16 protein-coding genes are annotated in these 22,474 nt (G+C 65.1%); 12 read left to right on the top strand and 4 right to left on the bottom strand.

The window, feature by feature from the left end:
• Window positions 1-25 precede the first annotated feature (25 nt).
• A complete protein-coding gene (locus tag JJB74_RS01500; RefSeq protein WP_200589999.1) occupies window positions 26-1,297 on the bottom strand; it encodes a M48 family metallopeptidase in 1,272 nt (423 codons plus the stop codon).
• Between the two features lie 44 nt (window positions 1,298-1,341).
• Here JJB74_RS01500 and orn point away from each other — a divergent pair, with 44 nt between their 5' ends.
• Both orn and pcaF read left to right on the top strand, forming a co-directional pair.
• The gene (gene orn / locus JJB74_RS01495; RefSeq protein WP_200589997.1) at window positions 1,342-1,929 is read left to right on the top strand and encodes an oligoribonuclease; all 588 of its coding nucleotides are present in this window, start codon (window positions 1,342-1,344) and stop codon (window positions 1,927-1,929) included.
• A 79-nt stretch (window positions 1,930-2,008) separates the two neighbouring features.
• Window positions 2,009-3,214, top strand: coding sequence for a 3-oxoadipyl-CoA thiolase (pcaF, locus tag JJB74_RS01490; protein ID WP_200589996.1), 1,206 nt, complete (start codon window positions 2,009-2,011; stop codon window positions 3,212-3,214).
• A gap of 155 nt (window positions 3,215-3,369) precedes the next feature.
• Here the strand turns inward: pcaF and JJB74_RS01485 are convergent, their stop codons facing one another.
• Window positions 3,370-4,068 (bottom strand): UPF0149 family protein, encoded by a 699-nt coding sequence (locus JJB74_RS01485; RefSeq protein ID WP_200589994.1) that lies wholly within the window; start codon window positions 4,066-4,068, stop codon window positions 3,370-3,372.
• A gap of 66 nt (window positions 4,069-4,134) precedes the next feature.
• Between JJB74_RS01485 and JJB74_RS01480 the strand changes: the two genes are divergently transcribed.
• The 6 genes from JJB74_RS01480 to JJB74_RS01455 all read left to right on the top strand — a co-directional run bounded on the left by JJB74_RS01480 (window position 4,135) and on the right by JJB74_RS01455 (window position 10,604).
• On the top strand, window positions 4,135-5,121 hold the full coding sequence (locus JJB74_RS01480) for a serine/threonine protein kinase (protein ID WP_200589992.1): 987 nt from the start codon (window positions 4,135-4,137) through the stop codon (window positions 5,119-5,121).
• A 28-nt stretch (window positions 5,122-5,149) separates the two neighbouring features.
• A complete protein-coding gene (gene mtnP / locus JJB74_RS01475) occupies window positions 5,150-6,022 on the top strand; it encodes an S-methyl-5'-thioadenosine phosphorylase (protein WP_200589991.1) in 873 nt (290 codons plus the stop codon).
• A 157-nt stretch (window positions 6,023-6,179) separates the two neighbouring features.
• Entirely contained in the window at window positions 6,180-7,136 is a 957-nt protein-coding gene (gene arsS / locus JJB74_RS01470; protein ID WP_200589990.1) for an arsenosugar biosynthesis radical SAM (seleno)protein ArsS, read from the top strand.
• 47 nt (window positions 7,137-7,183) lie between these two features.
• Window positions 7,184-9,292 carry an FAD-dependent oxidoreductase gene (locus JJB74_RS01465; RefSeq protein WP_200590713.1) on the top strand — a complete coding sequence of 703 codons (2,109 nt, stop codon included), beginning with the start codon at window positions 7,184-7,186 and terminating at the stop codon, window positions 9,290-9,292.
• A complete protein-coding gene (locus JJB74_RS01460) occupies window positions 9,292-9,975 on the top strand; it encodes a TIGR04283 family arsenosugar biosynthesis glycosyltransferase (RefSeq protein WP_200589989.1) in 684 nt (227 codons plus the stop codon). The genes JJB74_RS01465 and JJB74_RS01460 overlap by 1 nt, the downstream gene beginning before the upstream one ends.
• A 2-nt stretch (window positions 9,976-9,977) precedes the next feature.
• Window positions 9,978-10,604 carry a TIGR04282 family arsenosugar biosynthesis glycosyltransferase gene (locus tag JJB74_RS01455; protein ID WP_200589988.1) on the top strand — a complete coding sequence of 209 codons (627 nt, stop codon included), beginning with the start codon at window positions 9,978-9,980 and terminating at the stop codon, window positions 10,602-10,604.
• Between the two features lie 480 nt (window positions 10,605-11,084).
• Here the strand turns inward: JJB74_RS01455 and glnE are convergent, their stop codons facing one another.
• Window positions 11,085-13,790 carry a bifunctional [glutamate--ammonia ligase]-adenylyl-L-tyrosine phosphorylase/[glutamate--ammonia-ligase] adenylyltransferase gene (gene glnE, locus JJB74_RS01450; protein ID WP_200589987.1) on the bottom strand — a complete coding sequence of 902 codons (2,706 nt, stop codon included), beginning with the start codon at window positions 13,788-13,790 and terminating at the stop codon, window positions 11,085-11,087.
• An 83-nt stretch (window positions 13,791-13,873) separates the two neighbouring features.
• Here glnE and JJB74_RS01445 point away from each other — a divergent pair, with 83 nt between their 5' ends.
• The 4 genes from JJB74_RS01445 to msrA all read left to right on the top strand — a co-directional run bounded on the left by JJB74_RS01445 (window position 13,874) and on the right by msrA (window position 21,125).
• Window positions 13,874-18,133: a YhdP family protein gene (locus JJB74_RS01445; protein ID WP_200589986.1), complete on the top strand. Its 4,260-nt coding sequence runs from the start codon at window positions 13,874-13,876 to the stop codon at window positions 18,131-18,133.
• Window positions 18,130-18,945, top strand: a complete 816-nt coding sequence (locus JJB74_RS01440) for a carbon-nitrogen hydrolase family protein (protein WP_407672247.1) — start codon at window positions 18,130-18,132, stop codon at window positions 18,943-18,945. Before JJB74_RS01445 ends, JJB74_RS01440 begins: the two co-directional genes overlap by 4 nt.
• Window positions 18,946-19,088: 143 nt before the next feature.
• Entirely contained in the window at window positions 19,089-20,552 is a 1,464-nt protein-coding gene (gene tldD / locus JJB74_RS01435) for a metalloprotease TldD (RefSeq protein ID WP_200589985.1), read from the top strand.
• A gap of 42 nt (window positions 20,553-20,594) precedes the next feature.
• Entirely contained in the window at window positions 20,595-21,125 is a 531-nt protein-coding gene (gene msrA, locus JJB74_RS01430; protein ID WP_200589983.1) for a peptide-methionine (S)-S-oxide reductase MsrA, read from the top strand.
• Between the two features lie 110 nt (window positions 21,126-21,235).
• Here msrA and JJB74_RS01425 read toward each other — a convergent pair whose 3' ends face one another.
• The gene (locus JJB74_RS01425; protein ID WP_200589981.1) at window positions 21,236-22,438 is read right to left on the bottom strand and encodes an SAM-dependent methyltransferase; all 1,203 of its coding nucleotides are present in this window, start codon (window positions 22,436-22,438) and stop codon (window positions 21,236-21,238) included.
• Between the last annotated feature and the right edge of the window lie 36 nt (window positions 22,439-22,474).

Raw genomic sequence — 22,474 nt, 5'->3', positions numbered from 1 at the left:
CGCCCGCCACGCTTGACCACGCGGCTCAATGCGCGCTCCCCGCCGCCATCAGGCGATTGATGCGTAGCGTCGCCGGCGGATGCGAATCATAGAAGGCTGAATGCAACGGGTCCGGCGTGAGCGTCGATGCATTGTCTTCATACAGCTTCACCAGCGCCGACACCAGGTCCTGCGCATTGCTGTGCTGCGCGGCGAAGGCATCAGCTTCGAACTCATGCTTGCGCGAGCTGATCGATGCCAGCGGCGAAAACAGGAAGGTGAACACCGGCAGCACCAGCGCGAACAGCAGCAGCGCCATCGCATCGTTCGGCACGCCGGGCAAAGGATCGACGCCAAGGCCGGCATAGAACCAGACCTGGTTCTTCAGATAACCAAGCAAGGCCAGCAGTGCCAGCGACAGCCCGAACATCACCGCGATGCGCTTGATGATGTGCCTGAGCTTGAAATGGCCGAGCTCATGCGCGAGCACCGCTTCGATTTCCTCAGGCGCCAGGCGCGACAGCAGCGTGTCGAAGAACACGATGCGCTTGGCTGCGCCGAAGCCGGAGAAATAGGCATTGCCATGCGCGCTGCGCTTGCTGCCATCCATCACGAACAGGCCCTTGGAAGCGAAGCCGACGCGGCGCATCAGGTTCTCGATGCGCGCGCGCAGCGTGTCATCTTCGAGCGGCGTGAACTTGTTGAACAGCGGCGCGATCACGGTCGGAAACAGCACCAGCATCAGCAATTGAAAGCCGCTCCATACCACCCAGGCATACAGCCACCACAGCGCGCCGGCCTTTTCCATCAGCACGAGGATCACCCATGCCAGCGGGAACCCGATGACCGCGCCCACTGTCACCGTCTTGATCAGATCGGAGATGAACAGCTTCGGCGTCATCTTGTTGAATCCGAATTGGGCTTCCAGCACGAATTGCCGGTAGTAATCGAAGGGCAGGTCGAGAAGAATGCCGGAGATGACGGCGAAGGCGGCCAGCAGCGCCAGCTGATAAGTCGTGCCGGGACCAGTGATATTCAGGATGTGCACCGACAGCCATTGCAATCCGCCGAAGAGCGTAAAGCCGAGCAGCACCACGGTCTGGAAGAACAGCGAGATCATGCCGAGACGGCTTTTCGCCACGGTGTAGTCGGCGGCTTTCTGGTGCGCGGCCAGCGGGATGCGCTGCGCGAACTGCTGCGGCACCGCGTCGCGATGGCTCAATACGTGACGCACATTGCGCGTCGTCAGCCAGCAGCGCACGGTAAATGTGGCCAGCAGAAATACGAGAAACAAAAGGGTGAAGGCTTGCGTGGACATGCTGTGCCTGTGAGAAAATGCCGGGTCTTGGAAGGGAAAACATTATGTCACAAGCGATAGCAGCCGATGGCGGCGCCCAGACGCCGGCGCGTCCGAACGAATTCAACCTGGTGTGGGTCGACATGGAAATGACCGGGCTGGACCCGGATACCGACCGCATCATCGAAGTGGCGGTGGTGGTTACCGACGCGCAGCTCAATGTCCTCGCCGAAGGTCCGGTCTTCGCGATTCATCAGTCCGACGAAGTGCTGGACGGCATGGACAACTGGAACAAGAGCACCCACGGCCGCTCCGGCCTGATCGACCGGGTCAAGGCATCGAAGGTGAGCGAAGCCGATGCCGAGCTTGCATTGATCGACTTTCTGAAGCATTTCGTGCCGGCCGGCAAATCGCCGATGTGCGGCAATACCATCTGCCAGGACCGCCGCTTCATGGCGCGCGGCATGCCCAAGCTGGAAGCCTTCTTCCACTATCGCAACCTGGATGTGTCCACGCTGAAGGAACTATGCCGGCGCTGGAGGCCTGAACTCATCGCCGGGTTCAAGAAGCACCAGAAGCACACCGCGCTGGCCGACATCATCGAGTCGATCGAAGAGCTGCGCTACTACCGCGAGCATTTCATCAAGGCTTGAGCGCCGCGGGCTGCAGTACCCGGCAGGCGCGCCGGCGCCGCAGGAAAGAATGACGAGTCGCCTCTTGTGAAGGAGCATCATGATCATTCCCGCCTACATCTGCGATGCGATACGCACGCCTTTCGGCCGCTACGGCGGCATGCTGTCTTCACTGCGCACCGATGACCTGGCCGCGGTGCCGATCTCGGCGCTGATGGTGCGCAATCCCGATGTCGACTGGGCCGCCGTCGACGAAGTGCTGATGGGTTGCGTCAATCAGGCCGGCGAAGACAACCGCAATGTCGCGCGCATGGCCGCGCTTCTGGCCGGTTTGCCGCAGGACGTGCCGGGCGCCACCATCAACCGGCTATGCGGTTCGGGCATGGATGCCGTGGGCAGCGCGGCACGCGCGATACGCTGCGGCGAAGCGAGCCTGGCCATTGCCGGCGGCGTCGAATCGATGAGCCGCACGCCCTTCGTGATGGGCAAGGCCGAGACCGCGTTTTCGCGTAATGCGCAAATCCATGACACGACCATAGGCTGGCGCTTCGTCAACCGTCTGCTGCAGGCCGAGTACGGCACCGATTCGATGCCGCAGACCGCCGAGAACGTTGCCGAGGAATTCGGCATCGATCGTGACGCGCAGGATCGCTTCGCGCTCGCTTCACAGCAAAAGGCGCTGGCCGCGCAGGGAAGCGGCGTGTTCACCGAAGAGATCACGCCAGTGACGCTGACGCAGAAAAAGGGCGATCCTTCCATCCTGATTGAAGACGAGCATCCGCGCGCGACTTCGCTCGAAGCGCTGGCCGCATTGAAACCCGTGGTGCGGGCTGGCGGCAGCGTCACCGCGGGCAATGCCTCGGGCGTGAATGACGGCGCCTGCGCGCTGCTCCTGGCCTGCGACAAGAGCGCGCATCGCCACCGGCTCACGCCACGCGCGCGTATCCTCGGCATGGCAGTGGCCGGTGTCGAGCCACGCATCATGGGCATGGGACCGGCGCCCGCGGCGCGCAAGGTCCTGGTGCAGACGCGACTCACGCTCGAGCAGATGGATGTGATCGAGTTGAACGAAGCTTTTGCGGCGCAGGCGCTGGCGGTGCTGCGCGACTGGGGGCTGCAGGACGACGATCCGCGCGTGAATCCGAACGGCGGCGCGATCGCGCTGGGTCATCCGCTCGGCGCTTCGGGCGCACGGCTGATTGCGACCGCGGTCAATCAATTGCACCGCATCCGCGGCCGCTATGCGCTGTGCGCGATGTGCATCGGCGTGGGGCAGGGCATTGCGGTGGTGATCGAGCGGGTGTGAGCGCGGGCCAACACATTGCGTAGGTTGGGCTGAAAGCCCAACATCAAACGCCCGCAAGCCGCGAGCATGTTGGGCTTCTTCGTAGGTTGGGCTGAAAGCCCAACATCAAACGCCCGCAGCCCGCGAGCATGTTGGGCTTCCTTCGTCAGCCCAACCTACGCATCTCCTTGCTCCGCCCCACAGCACTTCTTGTACTTCTTTCCGCTACCGCAAGGACAGGGATCATTGCGGCCCAGCTTAGGCGCATCGCGCTGCACGGTTTCCACGGCGGACTTGCGCAGCGGCGCCCAGAAGCGCCGGATCATCGGAATCGCCGCTTCAATCTCGATGGCCAGCTTGTCGCACTTGACCGGATTGTCGACCAGCGGCAATTCCTCTTCCTCGATTTCTTCCGCGCCGAGCAGATAGATCGGGCGCAGCAGCTCGGCCTGATCCGAGTCCCACAGCGGCTGCCAGGCGTCGGCCTTCAATTCCATGCCTTCGCAGAAGCCCCAGGCCCAGGATTCTGCATCGAGCAGCTTGCGCCCCTGGTAATCGAGTTCGAGGAACAGCGGTTCATATTCGTTCGGCGCGACTTCGAAGGTAGTGATGATGTCGTTCATCACGCGCGCGATCAGGCCGGTAATGCGCTTGTGCTCCGCGTCGGACTTGAACTCGGGCGCATCTTCGGGCGATGGGCCCCATACCCGCGGCAGCCATTCGGCGAAAGGCACTTCCTGCGGACCGATCGCCAGCGCGGTCAGATAGCCGTGCAGCGCGTCCATGGTCATGCATTCATCGCTGCAGCGCTCGGACATCAGGAATTTGTCGAGCTCGTTGAATTCCTTGTCGGAAAGCGGTTCATCCAGGTGCATCGGGGAATTCCAGGGGAAGAGATTGAAGGGCGATAGTGTAACCGCGTATGCCCGTACAATGGCGCGATGACTACCCCAGCCACCACCTATGCCGAGCTGAGCCCAGACCTGGTGCTCGATGCGATGGCCAGCGTCGGCCTGCATGCAGACGGCCGCCTGCTTGCGCTCAACAGCTACGAAAACCGCGTCTACCAGGTCGGTATCGACGATGCGCCACCCGTGGTCGCGAAGTTCTACCGGCCGCTGCGCTGGAGCGATGCGCAGATCCTCGAAGAACATGCGTTCGTCGCCGAACTGGCCGACAGCGAGATCCCGGTGGTGCCGGCCATGACGCTGGATGGCGCGACGCTGAGGACTTTCGGCGGCTACCGCTTTGCCGTCTTCCCGCGCCGCGGCGGCCGCGCCCCCGAGCTGGATCGTGCCGACACCCTCGAATGGCTGGGCCGCTTTCTCGGTCGCATCCATGCGGTCGGCGCGGCGCGGCCGTATGCCGAGCGTCCGGCTCTGGATATCGACACGTTTGGCATCGAGTCACGCGACTATCTGCTGTCGCATGACTTCCTGCCGCCGGAATTGCGCTCGCCGTGGCAAAGCGTGGTCGAGCAGGCGCTCGATGGCGTGCGCGGCTGCTATGCGCGCGCCGGGCAGGTGGCGATGATCCGACTGCACGGCGACTGCCATGTCGGCAATGTGCTGTGGACCGATGCCGGTCCGCATTTCGTCGACTTCGACGACAGCCGCATGGGCCCGGCAATCCAGGACCTGTGGATGCTGCTTTCAGGCGAGCGCGCGGACATGGTGCGGCAACTGTCGGACATCCTCGCCGGCTATGAAGACTTCCGCGAATTCGATACGCGCGAGCTGCACCTGATCGAAGGCTTGCGCACGCTGCGGCTGCTGCATTATTCGGCGTGGCTGGCGCGGCGCTGGGACGATCCTGCCTTTCCCGCTGCCTTCCCCGAGTTCAACACGCAACGCTACTGGCAGGACCGCATTCTTGAATTGCGCGAGCAGGTGGCATTGATGGCCGAGCCGCCGCTATGGCCGGCCTGAACGCATTTCCTCTTCCAACAAGAACGACATGGACAAGATACGCATAGGCATCATCGGCGGCAGCGGGCTGTACCGCATGGAAGGACTGGAGAACATCCGCGAAGTCGAGATCGACACGCCCTTCGGCAAGCCTTCGGATGCGATCGCGACAGGCACCATCGAAGGCGTGCCGGTGGCCTTCCTCGCGCGGCATGGCCGCAGCCACTCGGTGCTGCCGGGCGGCATACCGTATCGGGCCAACATCTGGGCGCTGAAGTCGCTGGGCGTGGATTACCTGGTGTCGGTGTCGGCGGTCGGCTCGTTCCGAGAAGAACTCGCGCCGCGCCACATGGTGCTGCCGGACCAGTTCATCGACCTGACTCGGCACCGCGTCGGCACCTTCTTCGGCGAGGGTGCGGTTGCGCATGTGGGACTGTCGCATCCAGTGTGCGCGGCGCTGTCCGAGGTGCTGGGCGCGGCCTTTGCCGATTGCGCATTCAGCGACACCGTGCTGCATCGCGGCGGCACCTATGTCTGCATCGAAGGGCCGCAATTCTCAACATATGCTGAATCGCAGCTGTACCGTTCCTGGGGCGCGTCGGTAGTGGGCATGACCAACATGCCCGAGGCGCGGCTGGCGCGCGAAGCGGAAATTGCCTATGCCACGCTGGCGCTGGTGACTGACTACGATTGCTGGCATCCCGGCCATGAAGCGGTGACCGCCGAGATTGCGCTCGGCAACCTGGCTCACAATGCCGCGAACGCGCAGAACCTGCTGCGCGCGGCGATCCGCAGGCTGGGCGCCGAGGCGCCGCTATCGAAGGCGCACAGCGCACTGGCGGCGGGACTGGTAACGCGGCCAGCGGCGATGCCGGCAGCCACGCGCGAGAAGCTGATGCCGCTGATTGCGAAGTATTGTTGATAGGCAGTAGCCCGTAGGGTGGGCGCAGCCCACGCTTTGTTCGACCGATTCGTGGGCTGCGCCCACCCTACGTAGTGCACCGGCCGCGAGCAAGCGTCCGATCCCCGCCGCACAAATCGCTTATCCTTGCGACTCGTTTCCCACCAGGACCATCATCATGCGCGCCACCTTCCCGCTGCTCGCCGCCACCGACTTCCCCGCGCTCGCGCGGCGCCGGACCGACACGCTGCAGGTCAATCTCGGCTACACCTGCAACCTGAGCTGCGTGCACTGCCATGTGAATGCCGGCCCGAACCGCACCGAGCAGATGGACGGCGCCACCGTCGACCTGGTGCTCGAGGTATTGCGGCAGGCCCGCATGAAGACGCTGGACCTCACCGGCGGCGCGCCCGAGATGAATCCGCATTTCCGCCGGCTGGTGACAGGCGCGCGCGAACTGGGCGTGAAGGTGATGGACCGCTGCAACCTCACCATTCTCGAGCAGCCGGGCTATGAGGACATGGCCGATTTCCTCGCCGCGCACGAGGTCGAGATCGTCGCCTCGCTGCCGTGCTACCAGGAAGACAATGTCGACCGCCAGCGCGGCAAGGGAACTTTCGATGCCAGCATCCGCGTGCTGCAGCGGCTCAATGCCCTCGGCTACGGTGGCAATAGTGCATTGAAGCTGCATCTGGTGTTCAATCCGCAAGGCCCGTCGCTGCCGCCGCCGCAGGCCAAGCTCAAGACCGATTACGACCGCTTCCTCGGCGAGCGCTTCGGCATTCGCTTCAACGACCTCTACACCATTACCAACATGCCGATACAGCGTTTCGGCAGCATGCTGGTGTCGAAAGGCCAGTTCGACGATTACCTGCAGCTGCTGCGCGGCGCGCACCAGGATGCGAACCTGGCCGGCGTGATGTGCCGCTCACTGGTGTCCGTCGATTACCAGGGCTACCTGTACGACTGCGACTTCAACCAGATGCTCGGCATGCCGATGCGGCGCGCCAGCGAGCGCATGCATCTGTCCGCGCTGCTGCACACCCATGTCGAGGGCGAGCGCATTGCCGTTGCCGAGCATTGCTGGGGCTGCACCGCGGGCGCGGGCAGCAGCTGCGGCGGCGCGCTGGCGTGAAGCCGGCGACCCTGCGACGCATCGCACTGCTGTTGCTCGCGGCGGCGATGGTTGCCGCCTTTTTCGCGCTCGACCTCAACCGCTATCTCGGCCTCGATCTGCTGAAGGAAAAGCAGCTGGCGCTGCGCGCCTGGGATGCGCAGCATCCATGGAGCGCTGCCGTCATCTACTTCGCCATCTATGCGCTCGTCACCGCGCTGTCGCTGCCGGGCGCGACCATCCTGACGCTGGCCGGCGGTGCCGTATTCGGCCTGTGGCGCGGGCTCTTGATCGTGTCCTTCGCTTCCAGCATCGGCGCGACCCTGGCCTTTCTCGCCGCGCGCTTCCTGGTGCGCGACGCGGTGCTGCGCCGCTTCGGTACACGCATGCGCGCCATCGACGAGGGCATCGCGCGCGATGGCGCCTTTTATTTGTTCACGCTGCGCCTTGTGCCGCTGTTTCCCTTCTTTTTGATCAACCTGCTGATGGGCGCGACCGCGATGCCGACGATGACCTATTACTGGGTCAGCCAGCTCGGCATGCTGCCGGCAACCATCGTCTACGTGCTGGCCGGCACCCAGCTCGGCGAGCTGACATCGGCACGCGACCTGTTCTCGCCAGGCCTCTTGGCTGCGTTCACCCTGCTGGGCGTATTCCCGCTGCTGGCGCGGCGCGCGCTGGCTGCGTGGACGGCGCGCCGCCGCTACGCGCGATGGCCAAAGCCGAAGCGCTTCGACTTCAACATGGTCGTCATCGGCGCCGGCGCGGCCGGGCTGGTATCGGCTTATATCGCAGCGGCGGTGAAGGCGAAGGTGGCGCTGGTCGAGAAGCATCGTATGGGCGGCGATTGCCTGTACACCGGTTGCGTGCCGTCGAAGACGCTGATCCGTAGCGCCCGCCTGATGGCGCAGATTCGCCGCGCCGACGAGTTCGGTCTCGCGGATGCCCATGCCCGCGTGGACTTCGCCGCGGTGATGGAGCGGGTGCGGCGCGTGATCGCGGACATCGAGCCGCATGATTCGGTCGCGCGCTACCAGGGCCTGGGCGTCGATTGCGTGCAGGGCACGGCGCGCATCGTGTCGCCGTATCTGGTTGAAGTGCGCGATGGAGCAGGCGCCGTGCGCATGCTGTCCACGCGCAGCATCGTGATCGCCGCTGGCGCGCGGCCGCGGGTGCCGGCCATACCCGGCATCGAGGCGGTCGGTTACCTGACTTCGGACACCCTGTGGGAATTGCGCGCATTGCCGCGCCGCCTGCTGATCCTGGGCGGCGGGCCGATCGGCTGCGAGATGGCGCAGGCCTTCGCGCGGCTCGGTGCGCAGGTCACCTTGGTGGAGGCGGGCGAACGGCTGCTGGCGCGCGAGGACGAGGAGGTATCGGCGCTGGTGGCGCGGCGCTTCACCGATGAAGGCATACGGCTTCGCACTGGTCATGCCGCGCAACGCTTCATGATGGAAAACGGCGAGAAGCGGCTCGTGGCCGCTGGCCCCGAAGGCGAAGCGCATATCGTCTTCGATGCGTTGCTGGTCGCAGTCGGCCGCATCGCCAACACCACCGGATACGGGCTCGAGGAGCTGGGCATTGCAACGACGCCCTCCGGCACCATCGAGACCGATGCCTATCTGCAGACGCTGTATCCGAACATCCTCGCTGCCGGTGACGTCGCCGGCCCGTGGCAATACACCCATGCCGGCGCGCACCAGGCCTGGTATGCCGCGGTCAATGGCTTGTTCGGCCGCTTCCGCAAGTTCGCTGTCGATGGCTCGGTGATGCCGCAGGCGACCTTCATCGAGCCCGAAGTCGCGCGCGTCGGCCTGAACGAGCGCGAAGCCAGAGAGCAGGGCATTGCGCATGAAGTCACGCGCTACGGCATCGATGATCTCGACCGCGCCATCGCCGACGGCGCCACTGACGGCTGGGTTAAGGTGCTGACCGTGCCGGGCAAGGACACGATCCTCGGCGCGACCGTGGTCGGCGAACATGCGGCCGACGTGATCGCCGAATTCGTGCTGGCGATGCGGCATGGCCTGGGGCTGAACAAGCTGCTGGGCACCATCCATATCTATCCGACGCTGGCCGAGGCCAACAAATACGCGGCCGGCGCCTGGAAGCGCGCGCATGCGCCGCAGAAGCTTCTGGGCTGGCTAGCGCGCTACCACGCGTGGGAGCGTGGCTGATGCGGCTTTCCATCATCATCCCGGTGCGCAATGAAGCGGCGGGCATCGTTGCGATGCTGGCGCGGCTTGCGCCCTTGCGCGAACGCGGCGCGGAAATCATCGTGGTCGATGGCGGCAGCAGTGACGGCAGCGCCGCGCTGGCCACACCGCTTGCGGACCGGGTACTCAGCACCAAACCCGGCCGCGCGCGGCAAATGCATGCTGGCGCGATCGCCGCATCGGGCGAGGCGCTGCTGTTTCTGCATGCGGACACCGTTCTGCCGCCCGATGCCGACGCGCTGATCGCTGCGGCGTTGCGCCGCCATGTCTGGGGTCGCTTCGATGTGAAGATCGATGGCCAGCATCCGATGTTCCGCATCGTTGAGACCATGATGAACCTGCGCTCGCGCGCCACCGGTATCGCCACCGGTGACCAGGCGATCTTCATCCGGCGCGCGGACTATGAAGCGCTCGGCGGCTATGCGCAGCAGCCGCTGATGGAAGACATCGAGTTCAGCGCCCGCGCGCGCCGGCTCGCTCCGCCAGCCTGCCTCCACGCGCGGGTGTGCACTTCGGCGCGGCGCTGGCAGACGCATGGCATCGCGCGCACGATCCTGCTGATGTGGCGATTGCGGCTGGCTTATTTCCTCGGCGCCGATCCGCGCCGGCTGGCGCTGGCTTACGGCTATCGGGTCGAGGATTGACGATGCGCGCGGGGATCGCCGTATTCACGAAGGCGCCGGTGCCGGGCCAGGCCAAGACGCGCCTGATGCCGCTGCTCGGCGCCGAGGGCGCGGCCGAAGCGCAGCGCGCAATGACGTGGAAGACGCTGGAGACGGCTTGCTCGGTAGCGCATGCGCAGGTGTCGCTGTGGTGCGCCGGGGATATCGATCATCCGTTCCTGCTGGAATGCGGGGCGCATTTCGGCGTGCCGCTGCTGCCGCAATGCGAGGGCGATCTCGGTGCGCGGATGGCGCATTGTCTGTCGCACCTGCTGCGAGAGCATGAGCGCGCGCTGCTGATCGGCAGCGATTGCCCGGCCTTCACCGCGGATCATCTGATGCGGGCTATCGCGGCGCTTGACGATGCGCACATGGTTTTCACGCCGGCCGAGGACGGCGGCTATGTGCTGGTCGGCGCGCGGCGCGGCGGACTGGCGACGGCGTGTTTCGAGAACATGATGTGGAGCGTGCCGGAGGTGATGAATGTGACGCGTAAGTGTTTGCTGGCGCTCGAATGGCGGCGTGACAAAGACTGGCGCGAGCTGGAGGCGCTGTGGGATGTGGATACGCCGGAAGATTATTCACGGGCAGAGACGCTGATACGTTCATAAGTTGGAGCTTGTCAGCCAGCCCTTTCAAGGTGACGTCAAGTTGTCTTTCAGGCCGTGGGTAGTCTGAGATAAGGTTGGCTGGGCGAGGCAAGGGTATGGTGCAGTTGCAGTTGCAGTTGCCGTGTCTTTGCCGTTGCCGTTGCAGTTGCCGTGTCTTTGCCGTTGCCGTTGCAGTTGCAGTTGCTTTTAAACCCCCGTTGATTGCGCCGTGTCGCCGAACCCTGAAGCGGGGCGCGGCTAAACTCGCTACGCTGCGCTTCGCTCAGACAGACGCCGCACCTTATCCGCTTCAGGGCCCGGCGCCACGGCGCGATCAACGGGATTAAAAGCAACTGCAACGACAAAAGCCAAAACCAACTGCAACTGCAACTGCAACTGCAACTGAAAGGGCCGGCTCCGCTCGAGTGGAACGGTGATAACTGCGTGGGCGGAGCAGGCCCTACGAACCGTGGAAAGGCCCACGAATTCGAATCGCGCACCTCAGCCAAACACCAGCGCCCACAGCATCTCCACCGCCGCGCGCTCATCCTTCACCCGTTCCGGCGCGACCCTCGCACGTTCCTCGCCTTGCAGCCGGATGCCATGCTGCAGCTTGCGAAAGCTCCGGTAGGCATCGGCAACCCGCTGCGCCAGCGGCGCATCGATCAGCCCGAGCTGTCCGCACAGCTTCAGCAGCGCGATGTTGCCGATGTCGGCGGTCAGCTCCGCGTGCACCTGCGCATGTCGCAGCACCAGGAATTGCACGATGAATTCGATGTCGATCATGCCGCCGCTGTCATGCTTCAAGTCGAACAGCGGCGAGCGGTTCGGATGCGCTTCGTGCATCTTTGCGCGCATCGTCAGGATTTCGGTCTTTAGCTTGGCCGGATCGCGCGGCAGCCGCAGTACCCGCTCCCGCAGCGCCTCGAAGCGCTCGCCGATCGGCGCATGGCCGGCGCAGAAGCGCGCGCGCGTCAGCGCCTGGTGTTCCCAGACCCAGGCCGAGGACAGCTGGTATTTCTCGAAGGCGGCGATCGACGTCACCATCAGCCCGGAGGCGCCGTCGGGCCGCAGCGCGATATCGATGTCGAACAGGATGCCGGCCGGAGTGTGCATCGTCATCCAGGTGATGAAGCGCTGCGCCAGCTTGGCATAGTTGCCCGGCGCTTCCTGGTCGTCATCGTCGTAGACGAAGACCACGTCCAGGTCCGACGCATAGCCGAGCTCCTTGCCGCCGAGCTTGCCATAGGCGATCACCGCGAACTGCGGCGTGTCGCGGTGCCGGGTGCGCACCGTCTGCCAGGCCGCTTCCAACGTCGCGCCGACCAGCACATCGGCCAGGCTGGACAAGTGGTCCGCCAGCCGCTCCACGGTCAGCTCACCTTCGAGGTCCTGGGCCAGCAGGCGCAGCAATTGCGCATGGTGCAGCTCGCGCAGCACATCCATCTGGCGCTCGGTGTCGCCGGGCACGGCCTCCAGTTCGCGCCGGCATTCGGCGGCGAAGGCGACCCAGTCCGGCGCAGTGCGCAGGCTGCGGTCGTCGAGCAATTCATCGAGCAGCAGCGGATGCTGCGTCAGGTAGCTCGCGGCCCAGCCGCTGGCGGCCATCATGCGGATCACCCGTTCCAGCGCCTGTGGATATTCGGTCAGCAGCGCCAGGTAGGACGCGCGACGCGCAATCGCCTCGAAGAAATCCAGCAGGCGCGCCAGCGTGGCGAGAGAGTCCTGCGCGTTGGCGGCGATGATGCCGACCGACTTGGCCATCAGCGCGGCCAGCAGATTGCGGCTGTTCTCGGGCATGGATGCCAGTCGCGGCGACGTCCAGGTGCCGACGATGCGGCGCGCTGCGGCGGCTGCCTCGGTAAATCCGAGCGAGCCCAGGTGCGCAGCGATGGCCGCCTCGTTTTCCGGGTCGGACAGCACGGCGGCGATATTGGCAGCTTCCTCGCTGGCGCCGTCGGGCGCTTCCTCGCTCTTGTCGCTGAACATGGCGTCGAACTGCGCCGCGACGATGCCGCGCTGCCGGTCGAGTTCGGCCAGCAGCGCCGGCGTGTCGGGGAAGCCAGCCATGCGCGCGATGATCAATCGGTCGTCTTCATTGGCCGGCAGGATGTGGGTCTGCGCATCGTCCAGGTACTGCAAGCGGTGCTCGAGATTGCGCAGGAAGACATAGGCCGCCTGCAACTCCGCGACCTCGTCCGCGCCGAGCAGATCCTTCTGCGCCAGGATGGTCAGCGTGCGGCGGGTGGAGCGCTCGCGCAGCTCCGCGTCGCGCCCGCCCCGGATCAATTGAAACACCTGCGCCAGGAATTCGATTTCGCGGATGCCGCCGCGGCCCAGCTTCACATTCTGGTTGCGCTCCGGGTGCCGCGCTTCCTGGCGCCGCACCTCGGCACGGATCTGCGCATGCATGTTGCGCAGCGCATCGATGGCGCTGTAATCGAGATAGCGGCGATAGACGAAGGGCCGCACGATCGCGTCCAGCGCGGCGATGTCCTCGGCTTCCCCGGTCAGCGCGCGCGCTTTCACCCACGCATAGCGTTCCCATTCGCGGCCCTGGACCACCAGGTATTCCTCGACCATGCCCAGGCTGGCCACCAGCGGCCCCGAAGCGCCGTTCGGCCGCAGCGCCATGTCGACCCGGAACACATAGCCATCTTCGGCGACCTCGGAGATCGCGCCGATCAGGCGCTTGCCGAGGCGGGTGAAGTATTCGACGTTGGACAATTGCCGCTGTCCTGCGCCGGCCGCGGTTTCGCCGTTTTCCGGATAGACGAAGATCAGGTCGATGTCCGAGGACACATTCAGCTCGAAGCCGCCGAGCTTGCCCATGCCGAGCACGATCATGCGCTGCGGCCGGCCGGATTCCTCGCCGATCGGTTCGCCATGCTGGGCGCGCATTTCCTCGTCGAGTGCGGTGAGCAGGGTTTGCACCGAGAAATCGGCGAAGCGGGAAATCGTGGTCACCACTTCGTCGAGATCGGCGCGACCATCGAGATCGCGCGTGATCAGCGCACAGACCACCAGGTTGCGTACCCGGCGCATCGCGCGCGGCAGCGGCATGCCGGCATCGCGCTCGGCGCGCAGCATCTCGGCAAAGTCGATGTAGGACAAGGAGGATTGCGACCAGGCATCGAGCTGTTCGACGCGGCGCTCGTCGCCTTGCAGCCAGCGGGTCAGGAAGCGCGAAGGAGAAATGTTGTTCAAGAGTAACTCTGTCTGATGACCGAACGGCTATTTTAGAGCGCTTTTGTGCTTTCTCTGCGACGACCAGGCTCATCCATGCGAACATGCCGGCTTTTCCGAAATCCATCCTCACGCTTCCCGGTCTGATGTCGAAATCACCCACGCCGCTTCGCCGCCTGCACGCTCATGCGCTGCAGGGGTGGCGGCGCCTGCGCCTCGCCTACCGAGTAGCCAATCGACTGTCGCACCATGCGCTGGGCATGCTGCTGACCGGCATGGTGGTGCTGTATTTCATTTTCTGCGGCCTCGTGCTCGGCCTGCGCTTCCTGGTTCTGCCGAACATCGATCATTACAAGCAGAATATTGAACAGATTGCCAGCAGCAAGCTGCAGCGCCAGGTCAGCGTGCAAACCATCCATGCGTCCTGGCATGGCCTGAATCCGCAACTGCAGCTCCATGAAGTGGTAGTGCGCAACCGGCGCGGCGAGACCGCGCTGCGGCTGCCGCGGGTGTCGGCCACGCTGTCCTGGACTTCGTTGCTGGTGGCTGATCTGCGGCTGGAGTCGCTGGTCATCGACAGGCCGGATTTGGAAATCGAACGCGATGTCGACGGCCGGCTGTATGTGGCCGGCGTGGCCATCGAGCCCGGCGGCGACGATGGCCGCGGCCTGGACTGGCTGCTGTCGCAACGGGAAATCCGGGTGCGCGACGGCTGGGTGCGCTGGCATGATGGCGCGCGCAATGCGCCGCCGCTGACGCTGGAGAAGGTGCAATTCCTGCTGCGCAACCACTGGCGTCGTCACCGTTTCGCGCTCAAGGCGACGCCGCCGCAGGAGCTTGGCGCGCCGCTGGATATCCGCGCCGACTTCCGCCACCCGTCGTTTGCCCAGCGCATCGCCGACGTCAGCCGCTGGAGCGGCACCGTCTATGCCGACTGGCGCCAAGCCGACCTGGAAAAGTGGCGCGCCTGGGTCGATTACCCGTTCGAGGTGAAGAGCGGCAGCGGCGCGCTGCGCGCCTGGCTGGACTTCGACAGCGCCCGCGTGGCCGGCATCACCGCCGATCTCGGCCTGTCAGGGCTGTGGCTGCGGCTGCGGCCGGACCTGGAGCCTCTCGATATGCGCCGCATCAGCGGCCGCATCGCCGCGAAGCTCGCGCCGGATGCGGAAAACGATGCCGGGACCGATGCTGGACCGATGACCGCGCAATCGGTATCGCTCACCGATCTGACACTGGAAACTGCCGATGGACAAACGTTGCCATCGACCACGATTGCCGCCAGCCGTGTTCCGGGCGTTGGCAGCGGCACGGTCAACGGCGCAGCCCGCACCGAGATCCGCGCGACTTACCTGGATCTGGCGCCGATCGCCGGCTTTCTCGGCAAGCTGCCGCTGGATGAAGAGTTACGCACTGCAATCGCCGATCTGGCGCCGCGCGGCGTGCTGCGCGACTTTTCCGCCGCCTGGCAGGGCGATTATCCGCAGCTGTCGCAGTGGCATGTGAAGGGCCGCTTCGACGGCTTGTCCTTGCGCTCGCGCGCGGCAAGGCAGGGCGAAGCCGCAACGCCAGGCTTCGAGAATCTGGCCGGCGCCATCGATGCCGGCGAGCGCGGCGGCAGCATCAATTTGTCGGCGCCGGGCACGGTGCTGCATTTGCCGGGTTACCTGGTCGATCCCGAGTTGCCCTTCGACGAGCTGCAACTGCGCGCGAACTGGACGCGGCCGAATGCGAAGGCGCTGTCGGTGCAGATCGGCGGGCTTTCCTTTGTGCAGGACGGCGTGGCCGGCGAGGCGCACGGCAGCTGGCAGGGTGAGCTGTCGGACTCCGGCCATCCGACGCCGGGCGTGATCAATCTGTCGGCCAGCGTGCCGCATTTCGATCTGCGTCGCATCGGCCGCTTCCTGCCGATGGCCTTGCCGGCGTCCACGCGCGAATGGCTGGTCGGTGCGCTGCAGGCCGGGCAGGCCAGCGGGGTGGCGCTGGTGCTCAAGGGCGACATGGCGCATTTCCCGTTCCAGGACGCGCAGTCCCGGCGCCATGGCCAGTTTGCCGTGACCGGTCTCATCGAGGGTGGTCGGCTCAATTACACGCCGGGCAAGTTCGCCGAAAACAGCACTGCCGCGCCGATGTGGCCGCTGCTGGAGAACATCCATGGCAGTTTCAGCTTCGAGCGCGCGCGCATGGAAATTCGCGGTGAATCGGCCAAGACCGGCGGCGTGAGCCTGTCGAAGGTCGAGGCGGTGATTCCGGATCTGCTGACCCACGATCCGCAGCTCGCCATCCGCGGCCAGGCGCAGGGCGCGCTGCAGGACTATCTGCGCTATGTCGACAACAGCCCGGTAGCCGAATGGATAGGCAATTTCACCGATGAGGCGCGCGGTACCGGCGAGGCGCGCCTGAACCTGAAACTGGATCTGCCGCTGGCGCATATCCGCGATGCGAAGGTCGATGGCGCGCTGCAGTTTCTCGGCAACGATGTCGATCTGCTCGCCGATCTGCCGACCCTGTCGCGCGCCACCGGCGAACTGAAGTTCAACGAACATGGTTTTCGCCTCAACGGCATGCGCGCGGGCTTTCTCGGCGGCATGAGCCAGATCAGCGGCGGTAGCTCCAAGGACAGTCCGGTCGCGGTGCGGGCCGAAGGCGCCATTACCGCCGAAGGCTTGCGTGCAGCCTATCCGCAGCCGGCGCTGCGGCGGCTGCTGGAGCGGCTGTCCGGCGGCAGCCGTTACAGCGTGCAGATCAATGTGAAGGGCAAACAGCCGGAAATCATCGCCGAATCGACGCTGCAGGGCATCGCTCTGGACCTGCCGGCGCCGTTGAAGAAAGGCGCGGCGGAAGCGATGCCGCTGCGTTTCGCGCAAACGCTTGCGCCGGGGGGCGCCGGAGACATGCGCCAGGATTGGCTGCTAACGCTGGGCAAGACGCTGGAAGCGCGCTATCAGCGTCGCCGCGCCGAGGCGCCGCATGCGCCATGGCAGCTGGTGCGCGGCGGCATCGGCGTGAATGCGCCGCCGGCAATGCCGGATACCGGGGTCGCGGTGAACCTCGGCGCCGACCGGCTCGATCTGGATGCCTGGCGCGCGCTGGCTGACAGCAGCGGCGCCGAGCCGGCAACTGGCGCGGCGGGAAAGGCCGCAGGCAAGCCCGCGGGCAATGTGGCGGGTGGTGCCGCGGTTGGTGCTGCGGTTGGTGCGGCAGGCGTCGACAGCCTGCAGTCCTATGTCGAACCGCGCCTGATCGCAGCGCGCGCCGCCGAGCTGATCGTCATGGGCAAGCGGCTGGACGGCGTGGTGCTGGGCGCCTCGCGCAGCGGCAGCGACTGGCAGGCGAACATCGAGTCGACGCAGGCCAGCGGCCATCTTTCCTGGAGCGGCACGCCGCGCGGACCAGGCAAGGTCACCGCGCGCCTGGCGGCGCTGATCGTGCCGGAAGCGGCGACCACGGAAGTGTCGGACCTGCTGCAGGGCAAGGACACGACCACGCAACTGCCGGCGCTGGATATCGTCGCCGAGCGCTTCGAGCTGAGCGGCCGGCAGCTCGGTCGGCTCGAGCTCGCCGCCGACAACCTCGAGCTGCGCGCCGGCCGCGAATGGCGCATCGGCAAGCTGCAGCTGACCAATCCGGACGGCACCTTCGCCGCCACCGGTAAATGGACCATCAGGAATGGCGCGAATCTGTCCAGCCTGGATTACCGGCTCGATGTTGCCGACGCCGGCAAACTGCTCGAGCGCTTCGGCTATGCGCACGTCCTGAAGGGCGGCCGTGGCCGGATATCCGGGCTGCTCAACTGGGACGGCCTGCCGTTCAAGATGGACATGCGCAGCCTGTCCGGGCAGATGCAGCTCGACATCGCATCCGGCCAGTTCCTGAAGGTCGATCCGGGCGCGGCCAAGCTGCTCGGCGTGCTGTCGCTGCAGTCCCTGCCGCGCCGCCTGTCGCTGGATTTCCGCGATGTGTTTTCCGAGGGCTTCGCCTTCGACGGTGTGGTGGCCAGCGCCGGCATTGATCACGGTGTGATGAAGACCGACAGTTTCAAGATGCGCGGCGTCTCGGCGGTGGTGCTGCTCGACGGCTCGGTCGATATCGCCAATGAGACCCAGGACCTCGCCGTAGTGGTGTTGCCGGAAATCAATGCCGGCGCGGCTTCGGTCGCTTACGGCTTGATGGTCAATCCGGTGGTCGGGCTCGGCACTTTTCTGGCACAGCTGTTCCTGCGCGATCCGCTGATGCATGCCTTCACGATGGAATACCATATCGCCGGCTCGTGGAAGGATCCCGAGATCAGCAAGGTCAACCGCCGGACCGGCAAGAGCGGCGCGGTCGCCGCGAATCCGTCCGCTCAGGAAGGAACCCAACGATGAATTCGATGAACCCGATGGACCGCATCGCCGCCGTGCAGATGGTGTCCACGCCGGACGTGAGTGAAAACATCGCCAGCGCGAAGCGCCTGGTGGCGCAGGCAGCGTCCGAGGGCGCGACCCTGGTATCGCTGCCGGAGTACTGGCCGATCTTCGGCATGCATGAGCGCGACAAGCTCGCCCATGCCGAACAGCCGGGCACCGGGCCGATACAGGAAGCCATGGCCGGGATGGCGCGCGCGCACCGGATCTGGCTGGTCGGCGGCACGATGCCGCTGGCGGCCGACGAGCCGGGCAAGGTGCGCAACACGCTGATGGTCTACGACCCGCAGGGGCGCGTTTGCGGCCGCTACGACAAGATCCACCTGTTCGGCTTTTCCCGCGGCGAGGAGTCCTATGATGAATCGCGCACCATCGTCTCCGGCGGCGAGGTGCAGTCGGTGCAAACGGATCTGGGGCGCGTCGGCCTGTCGGTGTGCTATGACCTGCGCTTTCCCGAGCTGTACCGCGCGATGGGATTGGTCGATCTGATCGTCGTGCCTTCGGCCTTTACCTACACCACCGGCCAGGCGCACTGGGAAATTCTGCTGCGCGCCCGTGCCATCGAAAACCAGTGCTATGTGCTGGCCGCAGCGCAGGGCGGCAGGCACCGCAACGGCCGCCGCACCTGGGGCCACAGCATGCTGATCGATCCGTGGGGCGAAGTGAGCGCGGTGCTGCCGGAAGGCGAGGGGATTGCAATCGGAGAATTCGATCGCTGCCTGCTGGAAACTACCCGCATCAATCTGCCGGCGCTGAAGCACCGGGTGCTGTAGCGCCGGTGCTTGAAAAAGCTGCACGCGTGCCGATCTTGAAGTCTGCGGCGCTCGACGCCGACGCGTGTGTCCTGCGCACAAACTTGTCATCGATCGGTTAATCTGTCGTACCAACCCGCATCTATCCGCTAATCGCACAGGCCATGAAAGCATTCGAACCCAATCTCCAGACGCTCGCCGTCGCCCGCGATGTGCTGCTGACGCCTTTCGGCCTCGACGAAGCCAAGCTGCTCAAGGCGCTGGGCAGCATGTTCACCCACAAGGTCGACTATGCCGACCTGTATTTCCAGTTCACGAAGAGCGAGGGCTGGAGCCTGGAAGAAGGCATCGTCAAGACCGGCAGCTTCTCGATCGACCAGGGCGTTGGGGTGCGTGCGGTCTCGGGCGAGCGCACCGCGTTTTCCTATTCCGACCAGATTTCCGAGGCGGCGCTGCTCGAAGCGGCGGCTGCCACGCGCACCATCGCGCGCCAGGGCGCGGGCCGCATCAAGGTTGCCAGCGCGGTGCAGCCCAGCGGCGGCCGCTCGCTGTATCTGCCGCATGATCCGATCGCCTCGCTGGAAGCCACCGGCAAGGTCGGTCTGCTCGAGCGCATCGAGCGCATCGCCCGGGCCAAGGATCCGCGCGTGGTGCAGGTGATGGCGGGACTGGCCGGCGAATACGACGTGGTGCTGGTGGTGCGCAGCGATGGCGTGCTGGCCGCGGATATCCGGCCGCTGGTGCGCATCTCGGTGACCGTGATCGCCGAGCAGAACGGCCGGCGCGAAGTCGGATCTTCCGGCGGCGGCGGTCGCTACGACTATTCCTATTTCAGCGACGAGCTGCTCGATCGCTACGCCAGCGAAGCGGTGGCTTCGGCGCTGACCAACCTGGAATCGCGTCCGGCGCCGGCAGGCCCGATGACCGTGGTGCTCGGCCCGGGCTGGCCCGGCGTGCTGCTGCACGAGGCGATCGGTCACGGCCTGGAAGGCGACTTCAATCGCAAGGGCTCGTCGGCCTTCTCGGGCCGCATCGGCGAACGCGTGGCCGCGCCCGGCGTGACCGTGGTCGACGACGGCACCCTGGCGGATCGGCGCGGCTCGCTGAACATCGATGACGAAGGCAATCCGACCCAGTGCACCACGCTGATCGAGGACGGCATCCTGAAGGGCTATATCCAGGACACGATGAACGCGCGATTGATGAAGATGGATGTAACCGGCAATGCGCGGCGCGAATCCTTCGCCCATCTGCCGATGCCGCGCATGACCAATACCTACATGCTCGGCGGCGATCGCGATCCGCAGGAAATCATCGCCTCGGTGAAGAATGGTTTGTACGCGGTGAACTTTGGCGGCGGCCAGGTGGACATCACCAACGGCAAGTTCGTGTTCTCGGCGTCCGAGGCGTACATGATCGAGGATGGCAAGGTCACTTATCCGGTCAAGGGCGCCACGCTGATCGGTAACGGGCCGGATGTGCTGAACCGCGTCTCGATGATCGGCAACGACATGCGCCTCGATTCGGGCATCGGCGTATGCGGCAAGGAAGGACAGAGCGTGCCCGTGGGCGTGGGCCAGCCGACGCTGCGCATCGATGGCGTGACGGTGGGCGGCACCGGCGGCTGAATGCCAGCGCGGCGTGATTCTTGATTTGGACGGAGACAGACCATGGCAACGGAAACGGCAACATTGGGCGGCGGATGCTTCTGGTGTCTGGAAGCGGTGTACCAGGAACTGAAGGGGGTAGTGAGCGTGGAATCCGGCTATGCCGGCGGCGCAGTGCCGAGCCCGCGCTACGAGGACGTGTGCGAAGGCACGACAGGGCATGCCGAGGTGGTGCGCGTGGTGTTCGATACTGACAAGATCAGCTATCGCGACATCCTGGAAGTCTTCTTCACGATCCACGACCCGACCACGCTGAACCGTCAGGGCAATGACATCGGCACCCAGTACCGCTCGGTGATCTACTACCACGACGAGACGCAGCGTGATACGGCGCAGCATGTGATCGCTGAAATGGCCAATGTGTGGGACGCGCCCATCGTCACCGAGCTGGCTCCGGCGCCGGAATTCTTCAAGGCCGAGGCCTATCACCAGAACTACTTCCGGCAGAACCCGATGCAGGGTTATTGCGCGTACATCATTGCGCCCAAGGTGGCGAAGTTCAGGAAGATGCACGCGGACCGGCTGGCGGGTTAGGGCGGTGCGTAGGTTGGGCTGATAAGCCCAACGGAAGCCCGATCCCGTGCGGACTCCCGTTGGGCTTCCTTCGTCAGCCCAAGCTACGATTCAATGCAATTCAATACCGCTCACCGATACATGTACCGCCGCGACCACGGCAGCCGCGACGCGTCCCTTCCCGACTTGCCGCACACCACCTGGTTCAGCGAGATCCAGTCGTGCTCGAACGCATACGAGCAACCCGCCAGGTACACCCGCCAGATGCGGAAGCGCTTGTCGTCCACAGCCTTGCGGATTTTGTCGGCATTGGCTTCGAAGTTCTCAGCCCAGATGCCGCAGGTCTTCGCATAGTGGCGCCGCAGGTTTTCCACGTCGAACGGCTCCAGGCCGCCCATCTGCATTGTCTTCAGCACCTGGCTGATATGCGGCAGCTCGCCCTGCGGGAAGACATAGGTATCGATGAACTCGCCGCCGCCGTAGGCGGTTTCGCCGCTGTTGACGTCGGTGCTGGTGATGCCGTGGTTCATCGCCAGGCCGTCATCCTTGAGCAATGAACTGATCTTGGCGAAGTACAGCGGCAGGTTCTTCAGGCCGACATGTTCGAACATGCCGACGCTGGTGACGCGGTCAAAGGTGCCCTGGACATCGCGGTAATCCTGCAGCCGGATCTCGATCTGGCCCGAGAGGCCGGCGGCCTTGACCCGCTCGGTGGCCAGCGCATGCTGGTTCTTCGACAGCGTCACGCCGACGCAGCGCGCGCCGAACTTCTGCGCCGCGCGCAGCACCAGCGCGCCCCAGCCGCAGCCGATGTCGAGCAGCGTGTCGCCGGGCCGCACCTGGATCTTGGTCAGGATGTGGTCGATCTTTTTCTGCTGCGCGGTGGCCAAGTCCTCGTCGCCATTCTCGAAATACGCGCAGGAGTAGACCATCGCCGGGTCCAGGAACATCTGGTAGAACTCGTTGGAGACGTCGTAGTGATACTGGATCGCCTCGGCGTCCTTCTTCTTGGTGTGATGGAAGGGATTGTGGAACCAGGGCGCGCGGCGCTCGGCGGTCATGCTGTTGGCGGCCAGCGCGTTGGCGATTTCGATGATGGCGTTCAGCCGGCCTTCGACCTCGAGCTTGCCTTCGACATACGCGCGGCCAAGGTTGGCCAGCGAAGGCTTGAGCAGGAAGGGCAGGGATGACACATTCGGCACCTTCACCGTCACCTGCGGCGACTGCTTGCCGAAATCGAATTGCTGCCCGTTCCACAGCTGCAGCCGCAGCGGCAGCGCCGCCTGGTGGCGGATGCCGTCAACCCAGTGCTCCAACTTCTTTTCCCAGTACATGACTTCCTCCAAACCGTGAAAAACCATGTCGGGCAA

It is taken from the genome of Noviherbaspirillum pedocola, assembly GCF_016632335.1.
Classification (GTDB): Bacteria; Pseudomonadota; Gammaproteobacteria; order Burkholderiales; family Burkholderiaceae_D; genus Noviherbaspirillum_A; species Noviherbaspirillum_A pedocola.
This window is presented reverse-complemented; position numbering and strand designations above follow the sequence as displayed.

Excerpts from the sequence above, each read along its gene's own strand:
- JJB74_RS01480 (WP_200589992.1), top strand. The coding sequence starts at position 4,135 with ATGACTACCCCAGCCACCACCTATGCCGAGCTGAGCCCAGACCTGGTG.
- JJB74_RS01445 (WP_200589986.1), top strand. The coding sequence starts at position 13,874 with ATGCCGGCTTTTCCGAAATCCATCCTCACGCTTCCCGGTCTGATGTCG.
- arsS (WP_200589990.1), top strand. The coding sequence starts at position 6,180 with ATGCGCGCCACCTTCCCGCTGCTCGCCGCCACCGACTTCCCCGCGCTC.
- JJB74_RS01425 (WP_200589981.1), bottom strand. The coding sequence starts at position 22,438 with ATGTACTGGGAAAAGAAGTTGGAGCACTGGGTTGACGGCATCCGCCAC.
- JJB74_RS01485 (WP_200589994.1), bottom strand. The coding sequence starts at position 4,068 with ATGCACCTGGATGAACCGCTTTCCGACAAGGAATTCAACGAGCTCGAC.
- JJB74_RS01500 (WP_200589999.1), bottom strand. The coding sequence starts at position 1,297 with ATGTCCACGCAAGCCTTCACCCTTTTGTTTCTCGTATTTCTGCTGGCC.
- pcaF (WP_200589996.1), top strand. The coding sequence starts at position 2,009 with ATGATCATTCCCGCCTACATCTGCGATGCGATACGCACGCCTTTCGGC.
- mtnP (WP_200589991.1), top strand. The coding sequence starts at position 5,150 with ATGGACAAGATACGCATAGGCATCATCGGCGGCAGCGGGCTGTACCGC.
- JJB74_RS01460 (WP_200589989.1), top strand. The coding sequence starts at position 9,292 with ATGCGGCTTTCCATCATCATCCCGGTGCGCAATGAAGCGGCGGGCATC.
- msrA (WP_200589983.1), top strand. The coding sequence starts at position 20,595 with ATGGCAACGGAAACGGCAACATTGGGCGGCGGATGCTTCTGGTGTCTG.
- JJB74_RS01455 (WP_200589988.1), top strand. The coding sequence starts at position 9,978 with ATGCGCGCGGGGATCGCCGTATTCACGAAGGCGCCGGTGCCGGGCCAG.
- JJB74_RS01440 (WP_407672247.1), top strand. The coding sequence starts at position 18,130 with ATGAATTCGATGAACCCGATGGACCGCATCGCCGCCGTGCAGATGGTG.
- orn (WP_200589997.1), top strand. The coding sequence starts at position 1,342 with ATGTCACAAGCGATAGCAGCCGATGGCGGCGCCCAGACGCCGGCGCGT.
- JJB74_RS01465 (WP_200590713.1), top strand. The coding sequence starts at position 7,184 with ATGGTTGCCGCCTTTTTCGCGCTCGACCTCAACCGCTATCTCGGCCTC.
- tldD (WP_200589985.1), top strand. The coding sequence starts at position 19,089 with ATGAAAGCATTCGAACCCAATCTCCAGACGCTCGCCGTCGCCCGCGAT.